Annotated in this window: 17 protein-coding genes; 14 read left to right on the forward strand and 3 right to left on the reverse strand. The window is 68.8% G+C overall.

What is annotated here, in order from left to right:
• Positions 1-238: 238 nt before the first annotated feature.
• From ACFWF3_RS03985 to ACFWF3_RS04015, 7 genes are read left to right on the forward strand one after another with little or no spacing between them, the layout of a single operon-like run.
• Positions 239-2,362, forward strand: a complete 2,124-nt coding sequence (locus tag ACFWF3_RS03985) for an acyl-CoA dehydrogenase family protein (RefSeq protein WP_379312349.1) — start codon at positions 239-241, stop codon at positions 2,360-2,362.
• Positions 2,363-2,366: 4 nt separating this feature from the next.
• The gene (locus tag ACFWF3_RS03990) at positions 2,367-3,449 is read left to right on the forward strand and encodes an acyl-CoA dehydrogenase family protein (protein ID WP_379312350.1); all 1,083 of its coding nucleotides are present in this window, start codon (positions 2,367-2,369) and stop codon (positions 3,447-3,449) included.
• The gene (locus ACFWF3_RS03995; RefSeq protein WP_378990706.1) at positions 3,434-4,597 is read left to right on the forward strand and encodes an acyl-CoA dehydrogenase family protein; all 1,164 of its coding nucleotides are present in this window, start codon (positions 3,434-3,436) and stop codon (positions 4,595-4,597) included. Before ACFWF3_RS03990 ends, ACFWF3_RS03995 begins: the two co-directional genes overlap by 16 nt.
• Before the next feature lie 14 nt (positions 4,598-4,611).
• Complete coding sequence (locus tag ACFWF3_RS04000; protein ID WP_379312351.1) at positions 4,612-5,571, forward strand: bifunctional MaoC family dehydratase N-terminal/OB-fold nucleic acid binding domain-containing protein; 960 nt, start codon at positions 4,612-4,614, stop codon at positions 5,569-5,571.
• Positions 5,572-5,591: 20 nt separating this feature from the next.
• Complete coding sequence (locus ACFWF3_RS04005; RefSeq protein WP_378990704.1) at positions 5,592-6,014, forward strand: MaoC family dehydratase; 423 nt, start codon at positions 5,592-5,594, stop codon at positions 6,012-6,014.
• The gene (locus ACFWF3_RS04010; RefSeq protein WP_378990703.1) at positions 6,011-7,201 is read left to right on the forward strand and encodes a lipid-transfer protein; all 1,191 of its coding nucleotides are present in this window, start codon (positions 6,011-6,013) and stop codon (positions 7,199-7,201) included. Before ACFWF3_RS04005 ends, ACFWF3_RS04010 begins: the two co-directional genes overlap by 4 nt.
• 25 nt (positions 7,202-7,226) lie before the next feature.
• On the forward strand, positions 7,227-7,664 hold the full coding sequence (locus ACFWF3_RS04015; RefSeq protein WP_379312352.1) for an NUDIX domain-containing protein: 438 nt from the start codon (positions 7,227-7,229) through the stop codon (positions 7,662-7,664).
• On the opposite strand, the gene ACFWF3_RS04020 is transcribed toward ACFWF3_RS04015, so the two are convergent.
• The gene (locus ACFWF3_RS04020; protein WP_379312353.1) at positions 7,637-8,275 is read right to left on the reverse strand and encodes a TetR/AcrR family transcriptional regulator; all 639 of its coding nucleotides are present in this window, start codon (positions 8,273-8,275) and stop codon (positions 7,637-7,639) included. The genes ACFWF3_RS04015 and ACFWF3_RS04020 overlap by 28 nt on opposite strands.
• A gap of 65 nt (positions 8,276-8,340) precedes the next feature.
• Between ACFWF3_RS04020 and zapE the strand changes: the two genes are divergently transcribed.
• The 6 genes from zapE to ACFWF3_RS04050 all read left to right on the forward strand — a co-directional run bounded on the left by zapE (position 8,341) and on the right by ACFWF3_RS04050 (position 13,798).
• Positions 8,341-9,474, forward strand: a complete 1,134-nt coding sequence (zapE, locus tag ACFWF3_RS04025; RefSeq protein WP_379312354.1) for a cell division protein ZapE — start codon at positions 8,341-8,343, stop codon at positions 9,472-9,474.
• A 138-nt stretch (positions 9,475-9,612) separates the two neighbouring features.
• A complete protein-coding gene (locus ACFWF3_RS04030; protein ID WP_379312355.1) occupies positions 9,613-10,542 on the forward strand; it encodes a DUF4129 domain-containing protein in 930 nt (309 codons plus the stop codon).
• A gap of 64 nt (positions 10,543-10,606) precedes the next feature.
• A complete protein-coding gene (locus ACFWF3_RS04035) occupies positions 10,607-11,101 on the forward strand; it encodes a hypothetical protein (protein WP_101464691.1) in 495 nt (164 codons plus the stop codon).
• 17 nt (positions 11,102-11,118) lie between these two features.
• A complete protein-coding gene (locus ACFWF3_RS04040; RefSeq protein ID WP_056818940.1) occupies positions 11,119-12,081 on the forward strand; it encodes a MoxR family ATPase in 963 nt (320 codons plus the stop codon).
• Positions 12,078-13,352 carry a DUF58 domain-containing protein gene (locus ACFWF3_RS04045; RefSeq protein WP_379312356.1) on the forward strand — a complete coding sequence of 425 codons (1,275 nt, stop codon included), beginning with the start codon at positions 12,078-12,080 and terminating at the stop codon, positions 13,350-13,352. The genes ACFWF3_RS04040 and ACFWF3_RS04045 overlap by 4 nt, the downstream gene beginning before the upstream one ends.
• Positions 13,349-13,798: a hypothetical protein gene (locus ACFWF3_RS04050; RefSeq protein ID WP_378990697.1), complete on the forward strand. Its 450-nt coding sequence runs from the start codon at positions 13,349-13,351 to the stop codon at positions 13,796-13,798. Before ACFWF3_RS04045 ends, ACFWF3_RS04050 begins: the two co-directional genes overlap by 4 nt.
• 7 nt (positions 13,799-13,805) lie before the next feature.
• Here the strand turns inward: ACFWF3_RS04050 and ACFWF3_RS04055 are convergent, their stop codons facing one another.
• The gene (locus ACFWF3_RS04055; RefSeq protein ID WP_379312359.1) at positions 13,806-14,636 is read right to left on the reverse strand and encodes a GNAT family N-acetyltransferase; all 831 of its coding nucleotides are present in this window, start codon (positions 14,634-14,636) and stop codon (positions 13,806-13,808) included.
• Positions 14,637-14,705: 69 nt separating this feature from the next.
• A complete protein-coding gene (locus ACFWF3_RS04060) occupies positions 14,706-15,053 on the reverse strand; it encodes a winged helix-turn-helix transcriptional regulator (RefSeq protein WP_379312357.1) in 348 nt (115 codons plus the stop codon).
• Between the two features lie 71 nt (positions 15,054-15,124).
• Here ACFWF3_RS04060 and ACFWF3_RS04065 point away from each other — a divergent pair, with 71 nt between their 5' ends.
• A complete protein-coding gene (locus tag ACFWF3_RS04065; protein WP_379312358.1) occupies positions 15,125-15,877 on the forward strand; it encodes an SDR family oxidoreductase in 753 nt (250 codons plus the stop codon).
• The last annotated feature ends 79 nt before the right edge of the window (positions 15,878-15,956 follow it).

The raw sequence follows: 15,956 nt of genomic DNA on the forward strand, positions 1-15,956 counted from the left end.
GGATGCGCTTGCGCCGGTCGCGCTGTGCGCTGGAGCTGAGCTCGTCCTCGGACAGCGTCGTCACGGTGGGCGTTGGTGCGGGACTGTCCATCGTGGAAACCCTTTCGCTTCAGTGGCAATTCATCGGCCGAGCCGTGCCCGGAGCTTAGTGCGAGTGTAGGTCTCTTGACTTATACCCGGCTTAGATATTAGAACATGTTCTAGAAGTGTGAACCACGCCGGAAGGGCGGATCTTCTTGTGACCATCGCCACCACTGACGAGCACAAAGCCGTCGCGGCGTCGCTGCGGGGCTGGGCGAGCACGGTCGCGCCGATTGAAACAATGCGGACCGGCGGCTCGGCCGCCTGGCGCGGGTACTGGACCGGGCTGAGCGAGTTCGGGCTGTTCGAGGTCGCGCTGCCCGAGGACAATGGCGGTCTCGGCGGCACGGTCGCCGACCTGGCGGTCATGCTCGAGCAGACCGGCGACGACCTGGTCGGCGGTCCGGTGCTGGCCACCGCGCTGGCCGGGCTGATCACCGAGGGGGCGTTCGCCGACGGCACACCGTGCGCGGTCGCGGTGCCCGGCGACGAGCAGTCCGCGAAGGCGGTCGCCACCGATACCGGCTGGAGTGTCTCCGGCACTTGGGATTTCGTTTACGGCGCCGATGAGCGGACCCGAGTTCTCGTGCCCGCCAACACCATCGACGGCACCCTATGGCTGCTGCTGCCCGCTGAAGCGGTGACGGTGACGTCGCTGGCACACGGCGACCACACCGTGCCGCTGGCGCGGGTCAGCGCCGCCGAGGTGGCTGTACCGGCCGATCACGGCTTCGCGCCGACGGCTGATGTCACCGATCTCTTCGTAGCGCTCGCGGTAGCGGAACTGGCGGGCATCGCCGGTTGGACCCTGCGTACCGCGGTCGAATACGCCCGTGTGCGTGAACAATTCGGCAAGCCGATCGGCAGCTTCCAGGCGATCAAGCACCTGTGCGCCTGGATGCTGTGCCGCACCGAGCTGATCCGCGCGGTCGCCGCCGACGCCGCCGCCGCGATCGACGAGGGCGGCGACGAGCTTCCGATCGCCGCGGCCGTGGCCGCCTCGGTGGCCCTCGATGCCGCCGTCGACAACGCCAAGGACGCCATCCAGGTGCTCGGCGGTATCGGCTTCACCTGGGAACACGACGCGCACTTCTACCTGCGCCGGGCGAGCTCGCTGCGCCAGCTCCTCGGTGGTTCGGCGCGCTGGCGCGCCCGTGTCGCCGAGCTCACCAGGGCCGGTCGGCGCCGCACCACCGGCGCCGAACGGGTGCTCGGTGACGCCGCCGTCGACACCGCGCTGGCGGACGAGGTCGCCGCGATCGCCGCGCTCGAGCCCGCCGACCAGACGCGCGCGCTGGTGGAAGCGGGCATGGTGATGCCGCATTGGCCGCGGCCCTACGGCCGTGCCGCCGACCCGATGACCTGCCTGCAGATCGCCGAACAGCTCCGTCGCGCCGAGCTGACGACCCCCGACCTCGCCGTCGCGGGTTGGGCCGTGCCGACGCTGTTGCGCTTCGGCACCGAGGAGCAGATCGAACGCTACGTCTGGCCGACCCTGCACGGCGAGGTCATCTGGTGCCAGCTGTTCAGCGAGCCGGGCGCGGGTTCCGATCTGGCCGCCCTGCGCACCACCGCCGAGAAGGTCGACGGCGGCTGGGTGCTGCGCGGCCAGAAGGTGTGGACCTCGCTCGGCTCCACCGCGAACTGGGGCATCTGCCTGGCCCGCACCGATCCGGCCGCGGCCAAGCATCGCGGCATCAGCTACTTCCTCGTCGATATGCGCGCCGCGGGCGTGCAGGTGCGGCCACTGGTGCAGATCACCGGCGAGGAGAAGTTCAGCGAGGTCTTCCTCGACGACGTGTTCGTGCCCGACGACTGCCTGGTCGGCGCGCTGAACAACGGCTGGAAGATCGCGCGCACCACGCTGTCGGCCGAACGGGTCGCCATGGGCGGCGGCGGTATCGGTGGCGCGCTCGAAGCCCTGCTCGACCGTTTCCCGGTCGGTGGATGGGGAACGGAACTGCGTGAGGACCGCTTCGGCGCGCTGATCACGTCTTCGATTGCTGGATCATTGCTGGAACAGCGGATCGCGGTAGCGACAATGGCGGGCGTCGACGCGGGCGCCCAGGCCGGTGTTCGCAAACTGGTCGGTGTCCGGCATCGGCAGGAGCTGGCGGAATACGCGCTGGAACTTGTCGGCCAAGAAGGTTCCCTGGACAGTGATGCTCTGAAAGAATTCCTGCTTACGCGGTGTCTCTCGATTGCGGGCGGTACCGAGCAGATCCTGTTGACCGTGGCCGCCGAACGGATTCTCGGCCTGCCGCGCGATGCGGACAGTTAGCTCGATGAGGGAGGACGCCGTGGATTTCACCCGCGACGAAAGCGCCGACGCCGTAGCTGAGGTAGTGGTAAGCCTGCTCGAACGTGAGCCGGCCAGGGATATGGCCCTGTGGCCGAGCCTGGTCGACTCCGGTCTGCTGGCCGTGCCGGTGCCGGAACGGTTCGGCGGCGACGGTATGGGACTGCTCGAGGTATCGGCCCTGCTCATGGAGCTGGCCACCGATGCCGCGGCGGTCCCGGCGCTGCCGACCTTCGGGTTCGGTGTGCTGCCGCTGCTCGGTGTGCTGTCGGACGAACTGGCCGAACGGGTGCTCGCCGAGGTCGGCAAGGGCACCGTGCTCACCGCCGCGCTCAACGAACCGGGCGCGCCGTTCACCACCGCACCCACCACCAAGGCCGTGCGCGCGGGCGACACGGTGCGGATCACCGGGCGCAAGTCCGGCGTGATCTACGCCGAGCAGGCACGGTGGATTCTGGTGCCCACCGATGCCGGGGTGGCACTGGTCGATTCGGTCGCGCCGGGGCTCGAGATCATCCCGGTGGCGGGGTCGGCGGGTATCCCGGAGGCGACGCTGGTCCTCGACGACGTCGAGATCCCGGCCGACCAACTGCTGGCCGATGACGCGCTGCCCGTCCTGCACCGCCACGCACTGGCCTGTATCGGCGCGGTCGCCGACGGCCTGCTGAAGGGCGCGATCACGCTCACCGCCGAGCACGTGCGCACCAGGGAGCAGTTCGGCAGGCCGCTGGCCGAGTTCCAGGCCGTGGCGCAGCAGATCGCGGACCTGTACGTGGTCTCACGCACGCTGCACGTGGCTGCGGAGTCGGCGTGCTGGGCACTGGCGCAGCCGGACCTCTCGCCCCAGCACCAGTACCGCATCGACGAGGACCTCGACGTGCTCGCCTACTGGGCCGCGGCCGAAGTTCCGCGCGCCATGCAGAAATGTCACCACCTGCACGGTGGACTGGGTGTGGATATCACCCACCCGATGCACCGCTACTACTCGCAGGCCAAAGACCTCGCCCGGCTCCTCGGCGGTGCGGGTCTGCGGCTCGACCTTCTGGGAGCAAGATGTTCATCGATCTGACCGCCGAACAGCGGCGGTTGCGCGAAGAATTGCGTTCCTATTTCGCCGATCTCATCAGCCCGGCCGAGGCCGCGGCGATGGCGGTGGACCGGCACGGCGACACCTACCGCGAGGTGGTGCGCCGGATGGGCCGCGACGGCTGGCTCGGTGTCGGCTGGCCCAAGGAGTTCGGCGGCCAGGGTTTCGGCCCGATGGAACAGCAGATCTTCTTCAACGAGGCTGTCCGCGCGGATGTCCCGCTGCCACTGGTCACCCTGCTGACCGTGGGGCCGACCTTGCAGAAATACGGCACCGACGCGCAGAAGAAGAAGTTCCTGCCCGGAATCCTGTCCGGCGATATCCATTTCGCCATCGGTTACTCCGAGCCGTCGGCGGGCACCGACCTCGCCGCGCTGCGCACCACCGCGGTCCGCGACAGCGACGGTGACTGGATCGTCAACGGGCAGAAGATCTTCACCACCGGCGCCCACGAGGCCGACTACGTCTGGACGGCGTGCCGCACCGGCACGGTCGAGTCCCGTCACCGCGGCATCACGATCCTGATCGTCGATACCAAGGACCCGGGCTACTCCTGGACTCCGATCATCACCTGCGACGGCGCCCACCACACCAATGCCACGTACTTCGACGACGTGCGGGTGCCCGCGGAGATGCTGGTCGGCGAGGAGAACCGCGGCTGGCGGCTGATCACCACCCAGCTCAACCACGAGCGCGTCAGCCTCGGCCCGTCCGGCAAGATCGAACAGCTCTACGACCGCCTGCACGACTGGTCGGCGGAGCATGGTCTGCTCGGCGAGCCGGAAGTGCGTCGCGCACTCGGCCGGGTGCGCACCATGGTGCGGCTCAACGAGTTGCTGAACTGGCAGGTCGCCGCCGCCGACACCTCCGCGGCACAGAACGCGGTGATCGCCGACGCCTCGGCGACCAAGATCTTCTCCACCGAATCGCTGCAGGAAGCGGGTCGCGTGGTCGAGGAGATCATCGGCCGCTACGGCGACCCCGCCGAGCCCGGCACCGCCGAACTGCTCGGCTGGCTGGACCGGCGTACCAAGCAGAACCTCGTCGTCACCTTCGGTGGCGGCGTCAACGAGATCATGCGCGAACTGGTCGCCACCGCGGGCCTCGATCTGCCGCGCGTCCCCCGATGAACAAGGAGCGGCGCGTGCCGGACAGCATCACCCCCGAGGACATTCCCGAAGCACTGGCGAAATTGTCGGCGGCGGGTGAGTCCGCGCCGCGTGCCGGTCGTGACCCGGTGAACCAGCCGATGATCCACAACTGGGTCGAGGCACTGGGGGACACCAACCCGATCTACGTCGACGCCGAGGCAGCGAGGGCGGCAGGTCATCCTGGGATCGTCGCCCCGCCCGCCATGGCGCAGGTGTGGACGATGAACGGCCTGCGCGGGGTGCGCACCGCCGACGACCCACTCGGCCTGGCGACCCAGCTGCTCGACGACGCGGGTTACACCTCCGTTGTCGGCACCAACTGCGAGCAGACCTACCACCGCTACCTGACGCCGGGGGAGGAGGTGACGGTCAGCAGCAGGCTTTCGGAGTTCAAGGGCCCCAAGCGAACCGGGCTCGGCGACGGCTGGTTCCTGACCTTCACCACCACCTGGTCGGTCGGCGACGAGGTCGTCACCGAAATGCTGTTCCGCATCCTGAAATTCGTGCCGGCTTCCGCCGCTGCGACAGCGGAGCAGACGTCGGCATCGCCCGGCATCGCGCCCGCTGGTCGCGTCAGCCCGGTCATCTCGCGCGATACCGAGTTCTTCTGGGCGGGAACCGAAATCGGCGAGCTGCGCCTTCAGCGTCTGCCCGACGGCACGCTGCGCCACCCACCCGTTCCCGCGCTGTGGCAGGACAAAGCGGAGACCACCGACTACGTGGTCGCCGCGGGCACCGGCACGGTGTTCAGCTTCGTCGTGCACCACGCGCCCAAGGTGCCCGGTCGCGATCTGCCCTTCGTGGTCGCCCTGGTCGAACTCGACGAGGGTGTGCGCATGCTCGGTGAACTGCGTGGCATCGACCCCGCCGATGTCGCCATCGACCAGCCTGTCCGCGTCGCGTTCGAAAAGCTCCCCGACGGCACCGTGCTGCCGTACTGGCAGGCCGTGTGATGACCACAAAGGACGCCCCGATGACTCCCACCGTCGAACTCGCCACCCTCGCGGTGGGAACCACCCTGCCGCAGTTGGTGATCCACGCCGACCCCACGTTCGTGATCAGCACCGCCCTGGCCACCAGGGACTTCCAGGATGTGCACCACGACCGCGACAAGGCGGTCGAGCGCGGGTCGAGCGACATCTTCGTCAACATCCTCACCGACACCGGTCTGGTGCAGCGCTTCGTCACCGACTGGGCCGGTCCGCGTGCGCTGGTCAAGCGCATCGCTCTCCGTCTCGGCGTGCCGCTGTACTCCGGTGACACCCTGACCCTTTCCGGCACGGTCACCGAGATCGACGGCACCCAGGTCACCATCGACGTGCACGGCACAGACAGCCTCGGCGAGCACATCACAGCCACGGCCGTCATCGCCCTTCCCGATCTGGAGCCGAAATGAGCACCACCTCCGCCGAATCCGCCGGTCTTTCCGGTCGCGCCGCCATCGTCGGCATCGGTGCCACCGACTTCTCCAAGGACTCCGGACGCAGCGAATTGCGGTTGGCGGCGGAGGCGGTCGGCGCGGCGCTGGCCGACGCCGGTCTCACGCCCGCCGATGTCGACGGCCTCACCACCTTCACCATGGACACCAACACCCAGGCCGCGGTGGCCAGGGCGGTCGGCATTCCGAGCCTGAAGTTCTTCAGCCACATCGGATACGGCGGCGGCGCGGCCTGCGCGACCGTGCAGCAGGCCGCGATGGCCGTGGCCACCGGGGTAGCCGATGTCGTGGTGGCCTATCGCGCGTTCAACGAACGATCCGGCGCCCGATTCGGTCAGTTCTCGCCCGCGCTGGCCGCCGCGCCCACGTCGTCGGGGATAGACGCGGGCTGGGCCTACCCGCAGGGGCTCGGCACGCCCGCCGCGCAGGTCGCGATGGTCGCCCGCCGGTACATGCACGTCACCGGCGCGACCAGTGCCGATTTCGGCGCGGTGGCGGTGGCCGACCGCAAGCACGCCGCGGTGAACCCCAACGCTTTCTTCTACGGCAAGCCGATCACCCTGGAACAGCACCAGGATTCGCGCTGGATCGCCGAACCGCTGCACCTGCTCGACTGCTGCCAGGAATCCGACGGTGGCGTCGCCATCGTGGTCACGAGCGCCGAACGCGCCCGCGACCTCCCGCAGCGTCCGGCGATCATCGCGGCCGCCGCGCAGGGCAGCGGCGCGGACCAGTACGTGATGACCAGCTACTACCGCGACGCCATGACCGGGCTGCCGGAAATGGGTCTCGTCGGCGACCAGCTGTGGGCGCAGAGCGGCCTGACCGCTGCCGACATGCAGGCCGCGATCCTCTACGACCACTTCACCCCGTTCGTCCTCATGCAGCTCGAGGAGCTCGGCTTCTGCCCCCGTGGCGAAGCCAAGAACTTCATCGCCGACGGCGCCATCGAGCTCGGCGGACGCCTTCCGCTCAACACCCACGGCGGCCAGCTCGGTGAGGCCTATATCCACGGCATGAACGGCATCGCCGAAGCGGTTCGCCAGATCCGCGGCACCTCGGTCAACCAGGTCGACGCCCTGGAACGCATCCTGGTCACCGCGGGTACCGGCGTCCCGACCTCCGGACTCGTCCTGACGTCGTAGCCTCGGCTCTCGTACGCTCGACCGGGTGACTCCCCGCCACCTGGTCGACGTGCACGTCCTGCTGATCCGCGGTGACGAGGTTCTGCTGAGCCTGCGCCGCAGCGGCGACGAGTTCGATCACCGCTGGCACCTGCCGTCGGGAAAGGTCGAAGCCGGCGAGTCGGCGGCGGCGGCCGCGGTCCGTGAGGCCGCGGAGGAGGTCGGGGTCGACATCGATCCCACCGCCCTGCGGTTGTTCCACGTCGCCCACGTCACCGCCCCCGGTCGCGACTCCCGGCTCGGCCTGTTCTTCCGCGTCGAGTCGTGGCGCGGTGAACCTTTCAATCGGGAACCCGATAAATGCTATGCATTGCAATGGTTTCCGCTGACCGAGTTGCCCGCCGACCTGATCGAGTATTCCGCGCTCGGATTGGCCGCGCTGAATTCGACCGCCACCTATTCCGAATTCGGCTGGCGGGACTGACCGCTCGTCAGGAAATCGGCCAGCGGTCGGGCGAGCTGGTCGACGGTGCCCGCTGTTCCCGCGCGCAGTCCCGCGAACCGATCGAAGACGAGTCCTTCCAGCAGTGCCAGGAAGTCGTGAGCCCACTCGCGTGGTTCGGCGGCGCCGAGGGCGCTGAACAGGTCTGTCGCGCGGTCCAGGGAGAACAGGCTGCCTGCCAGTCGGCTGTGCAGTTCTGGGTCGGACAGGACCTCGATGATCAGGGCGTGCCGCGCGATCAGCTCGTTACGGCGATGGACGAGTAGCTGATCGAGCCAGGTCGCGATGTCGTGCGCGACCTGCACGGGATCCATCGGCCGACTTGCTGATTCCGCGCGCGCGACCCGCGTCAGGTCTTCCGGGCCGGTCGATGATTCGTCCTGCGCGGCCACGAAATCCGCGCGTGAGCGGGTGGTGATCCCGTCGGCCACCGCCTCGATCAGGGCTCGTCGCGTGCGGAAGTAGTACGAAGTCGAACCCGCGGGCAGGGCCAGCTGGGTGTCCAGCGCGCGGTGGGTGAGCGCGCGGATGCCCCGGGTCGCGATGAGTTCGATGGCGCCCGTCACGATCTGTGCCCGCCGGTCTGTGGACATCGTCACCTCTCCTGGCCGTCGGCGACGCCCGTCCTCTACAACTGTAGAGGAACGAGGAGGTTCGCATGAAACCCGACACCGTGGTGCTCGACCCCGCACAGCAAGCGGCCCTACACGCGCTCGAATCACTGCTCGATCCGGTCGACGGGCACCACGCACACGGTGGGCACCTTGCTCGACGCACTGGCCGGTTCGGCCTCCCGCGCCTCGCTGAAAGCGGCGGTCGGAGATCGGGCGCTTTCGCCGCCCTGCGCGGGCGCCCGGCCGCACTCGGCAACCAGCAGGCAGATCGCCCCGGGGGCTCCGGCGACCCGAGGGCCGATCGCGGCGGCATCTACCTGCACGGCCGACCGGGCCGCGGCAAGACCATGGTGATGGACCGGTTCTTCGGCGCGGTCGAAACACGGCGCAAGCGCCGCTTCCACTTCCACAGTTTCTTCGCCGCCCTCCATACCGCCACGCACACGCTGGGTTCGATCGAACGGGCCATCGACGAACTCCTCGGCGACGCCGACCTGGTCTGCTTCGACGAATTCCACGTCACCGATATCGGCGATGCCATGCTCGTCGCCCGCATGCTCGAAGCCCTCTTCGCCGACCACCGCACCCTCGTGGTCACCTCGAACTACCGGCCCCAGGAGCTCCTGCCCAACCCGCTGTTCCACGACGCGTTCCTGCCCACCATCGAGTTGATCCTCGCCCACCTCCGCCCGGTCGCTCTCGATGGACCACTCGACTACCGCACCCGCACGTCACACCGCGACACCGGCTTCCTCGCGGGTCGCTACGTGCTCACAGTGGGTGCCGGACCCCTGAAGGGTGCCGGCCCCGTCGACGTGTCCCTCGGCAACGGCCCGACCATCCGCGCCCAAGCCGCCACCGCTGCCATCACCCTCGATTTTCACGACATCTGCGCCGCCCCCACCAGTGCCGCCGACTACCTCCGACTCACCGAGCGCTACCGCCACTGGACCCTGCGCGAGGTCCCGCCGCTGCGCCAGGTCCCGCCGGACTGGTCGATGCGCCTGGTGAATCTCGTCGATGTCCTCTACGACGCCGATCTCCCGTTCACGATCCACGCTCCGGAGCCCGCACACGACCTGACAGCGGGCGTCCCGGCGATCCCCGATCTGGCTCGCACCGCCAGCCGCCTCGGTGAGTTGCCATTAACTGGCGTGTCGGACGTTCGCACTGCTTAGCAAGCCCTTGATCGCGGGGGGACAATAAGAGGGGAGGGGTCCAAAAGCATCGATTTCCTCTCGAGCGGACCACTCGGCATGTAACTATGTGGCTGTTTTGTGCAGTCTCTGGGGTTTGGTGGTACAGCTGTGATCGGGGTGAATCAGCCCATTACGCGGGCGATCGTCGTGATCGCACTGGTCGTCGCTTCGACGATCGCGTTGCAGGGCACGCTGTCCGGCTCCGGCGCGACCTCGACCGGAGCCCCTTCTGCGCTGCTCGTCGCCGTGATGCCGGTACTGCTGCTGGTCTCGATCGTCATCCTGGTCGCGGGCGTGATCGCCAGTCAGCATCGCCTGCCGCTGGCGATGCCGGAAGCCGAACGCGAGGCCATGCCGCGCATCCAGTGGCGCAGGATGGCGCTGCTGGTCCCGGTCGCCGTCGCCGCGGTGGCGCTGATCTTCGCAGGCGGGGTCACCGCACTGTTCCTGCTGCCCGGCGCCCGCCCGATGCGCCCGGCCTCCGAGACGCTGACCGAGGGCTCCGGCCCCGTCCCCACGACCGACACCCATGCCGCGGATCCCACCACCGGACCCACCGAACTCACCGGCACCGCCCTGGTGATCGCGGCGATCCTGGCCATCGTGCTGATCGTGGTCGCGCTGGTCGGCCTGGTCGTCGTGGCTGTCGCCGCGCGTCGTGAACCGGCCCCCGTCGCGCCCGTCGAGGACGAACCGACCTCGAGCGAAGTCGACTCCCTCACGCGCGCCGCCGAAATGGGCCTCGCGGCGATGAACGCCCCGGGTCAGGACCCGCGCACCGCCATCATCGCCTGCTATGTGGCGATGGAGCGAGGTCTGTCCAGCGACCGCGCCGCCCGCCCGCTGGCCTCGGACACCCCGATGGAGGTACTGGCCAGGGCCTTCGAAAGCGGTGTGCTGCACGATGCTTCGGCCCGCGAGCTGGTCGCGCTGTTCGAGGAGGCGCGGTTCAGCCCGCACTCGATGCTCGAATGGCAGCGCATGCGCGCCGAACAACTGCTGCGCATCGTCCTCACAGACCTGCAGCGCAGGCTGGTGACGGCATGAGCGGACCGGAGGCGGTAGCTCGCGTCACCACGCAGGCCACCGGAGCATGCCAGGAGGGCTCAGCGTGAACCGGACTTCGGTGATTGTGACGGCCGTGCTCGCGGTCGCGGTGATCGAAGTGACGCTGGTGCGTCTTGATCGTGACTCGGTGCTGCTCGCGGTCGCCGTGCCGGTGGCCGCGGCGCTCGCGATGCTGGTCTGGTCGCTGCGGCACCGCGTGATCCGCGAGGAACCGCTCACCGAGTACATCGACAACGGTCCGGCGGAGATGCTCGGTCGCTGGCACGCGCGCGCCGAGATGCTCACCGCCCGCGCCGACGGCACCCGCGCCGACTGGGACCGCCACCTGCGGCCGCTGCTCGCCAAGGAATTCGAGCTGTCCACCGGGCTGAGGGTTTCCAAGAATCGCCGGGCCACCGAGGCCGCCGGTCAGCTGCAGTTCGGACCTGAACTGTGGCGCTGGGTGGATCCGGCGAACTCCGCGTTGCGCGATCACACCGGTCGCGCACCGGGTAGAGAGGCGCTGGATGAGATCCTGCGCCGTTTGCAGACGATGTGAGGGGTTAGAGGCCACCGATGACAATGCCGTTGAACGTGACCGTCCAGCGCTCCGATGCCGTACTGCGTGAGCTGGGCCGTGTCGTGGTCGGCAAGCGAGATGAGATGCAGCTCATCATGATTGCCGTGCTGGCCGGAGGCCACGTACTCATCGAGGACCTGCCGGGCCTCGGAAAGACCCTGATCGCGCGGTCTTTCGCGGCCGCGCTCGGCCTGGACTTCACCCGCGTGCAGTTCACGCCCGATCTACTGCCCGCCGACCTGCTGGGTTCGACGATCTATGACATGGCGTCGGGCCGGTTCAACTTCCGTCGCGGTCCGGTGTTCACCAATGTGCTGCTCGCCGACGAGATCAACCGCACGCCGCCCAAGACCCAGGCCGCGCTGCTGGAGGCGATGGCCGAGGGCCAGGTGAGCATCGACGGCGAAACCTTCCTGCTCCCACAGCCGTTCGTGGTGCTGGCCACCGACAACCCGATCGAGTACGAGGGCACCTACCCGCTGCCCGAGGCCCAGCTCGACCGCTTCGCCATCCAGCTGCGTCTCGGTTACCTCTCCGAGGCCGACGAGACGCAGATGATCCGGCGCAGGCTCGAACGTGGTTCCACCGCACCGCAAGTGGGCCAGGTGGTCGACGCGCAGGGGCTGATGGAGATGCGTCAGTCGGTCGAGTTCGTCACAGTGCACCCCGACGTGGTGAGCTACGTCGTCGCGCTGGCCTCGGCCACCCGCAGCCATCCGCAGGTGGAAGTCGGCGCCAGCCCACGTGCCGAACTCGATCTGGTGCAGATGTCGCGGGCGAGGGCGCTGCTCCTCGGGCGCGACTATGTGATTCCCGAAGACGTGAAAGCCCTCGCGGTGGCGGCGATGTCGCATCGCATCACGTTGCGCCCCGAAATGTGGGTGCGTCGTATCCGTGGCGAGGACGTCATCACCGAACTACTCCGCCGGCTACCGGTGCCCCGCGCCACGAGCACATGAAGCATCGCGACGAATCCAGAACGGTCGAGGTCGACCTCCGGTGGCGGCCCGCGCCACTGGTGTTCATCCTGGCCGGTTGCGCGGCAGCGGCACTGGTCGTCGCGGTGCTGCTGGGGCAGTGGCAGCTGGTCGTCTTCGCGGCGCCGATGCTCGGTGTGCTCGCCACCGCGCCGTGGCAGCAGGCGCCGACCAGGGTCCAGGTCGACGGCAGCGGCACCGTGCGCTGTTTCGAGAACGAGGTGATCGGTTGCAACGCGGTCGCTTTCGTCGAGAGCGGGCACGCGCTGCTGCGGATGACCGCCCTGCCGATGCCCGGCCTGGAGCTCGAGGTCGAGGAAGCCCACGATTCCGGTGGTGCGCCCGCGGGCATGCGCCTCGGGCTCTCGGCCACCCGCTGGGGCCGGTATCCGGTGCAGGTGAAGGTGTCCGCGCTGAGCCCGGCCGGTCTCGCGGTCGCGACCACCGAGCTGCCCGCGGCCAAGCTCTACGTGTATCCCATCGCCGATCCGCAGCGAATGCGCATGCCGCGCACCGAACTTCCCGACCGCATCGGCACCCACCTGACCCGCAGGCACGGCCCCGGTGTCGAATACGCCGACATCCGCGCCTACACGCCGGGCGATCAATTGCGCGCCGTCAACTGGCCGGTGAGCGCGCGGCGCGGCAGGCTCTACGTCACCCAGCGGTTCACCAACCGCTCCGCCGACGTGGTCGTCATGGTCGACACATCTTTGCAGGCGCCCGGCCCCGCCAGCGCTTCGCTGGAACTGTCGGTGCGCGGCGCCGCCCAGGTGGTGCAGTCGACCCTGCAATCCGGCGACCGCACCGCCGTGGTCTGCCTCGGTGAATCGCCCCGCTGGCTGCGCCCCGACATCGGCCGCAGACAGTTCTACCGCATCGTCGACACCGTTCTGGGCGTCGGCGACGAACACGTCGAGACCACCGGCACCCTGGCGCCGCACGCCGCCGTTCCGATCGGCGCGATCGTGGTGGCCTTCTCCACCCTGCTCGACACCCAGTTCGCGCTGGCCCTGATCGACCTGCGCAAACGCGGCCACGTGGTGGTCGCGGTCGACGTCCTGCGCGGTACACCCTTCGAGGACGGCCTCGACCCGACCATGGCCAAGATGTGGCAGCTCGAACGGGCCTCGATGTATCGGGACATGGGCACCGTCGGCGTCGATATCATCGCCTGGCCCGAAGACACCCGCCTGGACCAGGCCATGCGCCTGCTCCCCGAACATCGCCGAGCAGTACGGGTACGCCGATGACGAGATTCCTTGCTCTGCTGGCCGGTCTGCTCCTGGTCGCCGCGGTCGCGCTGATCAATCCCCTCGCCGGGGTGCCCGCGCTGGCGCTGGTGATCGCCAGCTGGTGGTGGCGCCCGGCCTCGGTCGGCGCGGTGCTGATCACCGTCGCCGCTCTTGCTTTCGCCGACGTCGGCGTAATTGCCGCAGCGGCAACAGGTTTGGTCGCCACCACCTACCTGCTCAACGCGGCCGTCCTGCACGCCCCCGAGGGCGTGGTCCCCACCACCATCCCCTCGGTGGGCGGCGCGGTCCTGTTCACCATCGCCGCCGCCACCGCGGCCTGGGTCCCCGTCCAGCTGATCTGGGCGCCTCTGGCCGCGCCCATCCTCATCGTCGCGATCTACGCGCTCCTGGTGAGCGGCCTCTCGGCCAAGGGCCCCACCGTCGAAGAGATCCGCATCGAGTAGGTCGTGGTCAGGCGGGATCTTTGACCAGCACTGCGCGGGTGTAGAGCAGGGCGAAGCCTTGGGCTTGGGAGTTCTGCTGGGATTTCGATCCGGGCTGGGTGGTGACGACCGCGAGGTCGCAGTCGGCCGCGGCCGCCGCGTTGAGCCGGGTGGAGAGCAGCGCTGTCTGGACGCCTTGTCGACGATGCTCGGGGAGCGTCGCCGCCCCGGCGAGAGCGGCGATGCCGCCGGCCAGGCGAAGGCTCGCGCCGCCTGCGGGCTCGCCTGCGCGGTAGGCCAGGTATCGATGGGTGTTGTTGGTGGCAGCCAGGTCTCGGACGGCGGAGGCAAGGATGTCGCGAGGGAAGTCCTCGGTGGCGGGTAGGCCGTCGTCGTCGGGGTGGGCGAAGCCGTCGACGACGATATCGAGCCAGGTATCCATGTCGTCGTCATCGCGGCGCACCTCGACCGACTGCGGAACCTGCCACGCACGGCCGCGCAGGCGCAGGCCGAGCACATTCTCGAACGATGTCAGCCGATACCCGCGCGCGGTCAGTTCGGCGCCGATCCGCGGGTCGGCGAGATGGGCCAGCTCGACCTGGACCGGCGCCCCCACCTTGGCATAAGCCTGTTCGACCGCCTCCCACTGCGCCGTCGAGGGCACCCCGGTGAAGCCGACGCCGACCACCTTGTTCAACGGCGAGTTCGGGCCGGCGAAACACGCTGCGCCACCGGCGATCTCCTGTGTGAACCCGCCGGTCGTCGTGGTCGCCCTGCGGAGTCCCGCGTTCACCCCACCGGCAATGGCCTCGGTCTCCATCCGCTCGATTCGACCGGCCATGCCGGTATCGCAGAACAACGCCGCCGCATCCTCGCTCATCAGCCAGTTATATCGCCCCTGTCCAGCGAGTTTCCGAGGGTCGGCGGACTAGCGGTCGGGCCGCCAGGGGATTCGCCCGTCGCCGTCGCCGGTGGGGGTCCGGTTCTCGGACCAGTCCCACAGGGGCTGGAGAGACTCGGCGAGAAGGGCGCCTTCGGTGGTGAGCTCGTAGGCGCCGCGCTGGCCGTTCTTGCGGATCAGCGCCGCGGACTGGAGCTGCTGGAGTCGGTCCGAGAGCATGCTCGACGAGCAGTTGCCCATGCGCCGGCGCAGGTCGAGGAAGCCAAGGGGGCCTGGCTCGAGTTCCCAGATCACGCGCAGCATCCAGCGCTGGCCGAGTAGGTCGATCGCGGCCAGGATCGCCTGCGAGGGTTCGTCGCCGGTTGCGCTTCTCATTCAGAAGCACGATAGTTGCTTCTGAATCAGAAGCGTTATGACCGGTCGGGGATGTGGCGAGGAGATCGACGATGGATTCGACAATTCAGCGAATCGTGCTGGTGACCGGGGCCTCGCGGGGCATCGGGGCGGAGGCGGCCGCGCAGTTCGGGGCTGCGGGGGCGCATGTCGTCGTGAACTTCCGCGAGAAGCGCAAGCGGGCCCAGGATGTCGTGGACGGGATCGTGACGGCGGGCGGCAGCGCCTCGGTGCTCGGCGCCGATGTCTCCGATCCGACGGCTGTCGAGGCAATGGTCGAGGAGGTCGGCCGGACGTTCGGCCGGCTGGATACCTTGGTGCTCAACGCGTCCGGCGGACTCGAGCGGGACGCCGATGCCGGGTACGCGCTCCGACTCAACCGGGATGCGCAGGTGAACCTGGCGACGGCGATGCTGCCGCTGATGCCAGAGGGCGGCCGGATCGTGTTCGTCACCAGCCATCAGGCGCACTTCATTCACGAAAACGACAACGTGCCACAGGGTTACACGCCGATCGCACGGAGCAAGCGGGCCGGCGAGGATGCGCTGCGAGCGCTGATCCCCGAATTCCGTGAGCGCGGAGTCGGTTTCACGGTGGTGTCCGGCGACATGATCGACGGGACGATCATCGTCCGCCTGCTGGAACGGCGCGACCCGGGCAGTGTCGAATCCCGCCGCGCGGCAGGCCCGTTGCCCACGGTCGAGGACTTCGCGCGCGCGATCGTTCAGGCCGGCACCGACGCGGTCGCGGACGGCCACACGTTCTACGTCGGCGGTCACGACTACCAGGCCGCATCGCGGCGGTGACGGACTCGATCCAATTGGATCGAGTCGAACCCAGAGGCTGTGCACAAAGAAACAGCACCGGGCCGGCAGGATGTCTGCC

It is taken from the genome of Nocardia sp. NPDC060220 (assembly GCF_042727815.1).
Classification (GTDB): domain Bacteria; phylum Actinomycetota; class Actinomycetes; order Mycobacteriales; family Mycobacteriaceae; genus Nocardia.

Excerpts from the sequence above, each read along its gene's own strand:
- ACFWF3_RS03990 (WP_379312350.1), top strand. The coding sequence starts at position 2,367 with ATGAGGGAGGACGCCGTGGATTTCACCCGCGACGAAAGCGCCGACGCC.
- ACFWF3_RS04060 (WP_379312357.1), bottom strand. The coding sequence starts at position 15,053 with ATGAGAAGCGCAACCGGCGACGAACCCTCGCAGGCGATCCTGGCCGCG.
- ACFWF3_RS04020 (WP_379312353.1), bottom strand. The coding sequence starts at position 8,275 with ATGTCCACAGACCGGCGGGCACAGATCGTGACGGGCGCCATCGAACTC.
- ACFWF3_RS04050 (WP_378990697.1), top strand. The coding sequence starts at position 13,349 with ATGACGAGATTCCTTGCTCTGCTGGCCGGTCTGCTCCTGGTCGCCGCG.
- ACFWF3_RS04065 (WP_379312358.1), top strand. The coding sequence starts at position 15,125 with ATGGATTCGACAATTCAGCGAATCGTGCTGGTGACCGGGGCCTCGCGG.
- ACFWF3_RS03995 (WP_378990706.1), top strand. The coding sequence starts at position 3,434 with ATGTTCATCGATCTGACCGCCGAACAGCGGCGGTTGCGCGAAGAATTG.
- zapE (WP_379312354.1), top strand. The coding sequence starts at position 8,341 with ATGAAACCCGACACCGTGGTGCTCGACCCCGCACAGCAAGCGGCCCTA.
- ACFWF3_RS04010 (WP_378990703.1), top strand. The coding sequence starts at position 6,011 with ATGAGCACCACCTCCGCCGAATCCGCCGGTCTTTCCGGTCGCGCCGCC.
- ACFWF3_RS04005 (WP_378990704.1), top strand. The coding sequence starts at position 5,592 with ATGACTCCCACCGTCGAACTCGCCACCCTCGCGGTGGGAACCACCCTG.
- ACFWF3_RS04040 (WP_056818940.1), top strand. The coding sequence starts at position 11,119 with ATGACAATGCCGTTGAACGTGACCGTCCAGCGCTCCGATGCCGTACTG.
- ACFWF3_RS04045 (WP_379312356.1), top strand. The coding sequence starts at position 12,078 with ATGAAGCATCGCGACGAATCCAGAACGGTCGAGGTCGACCTCCGGTGG.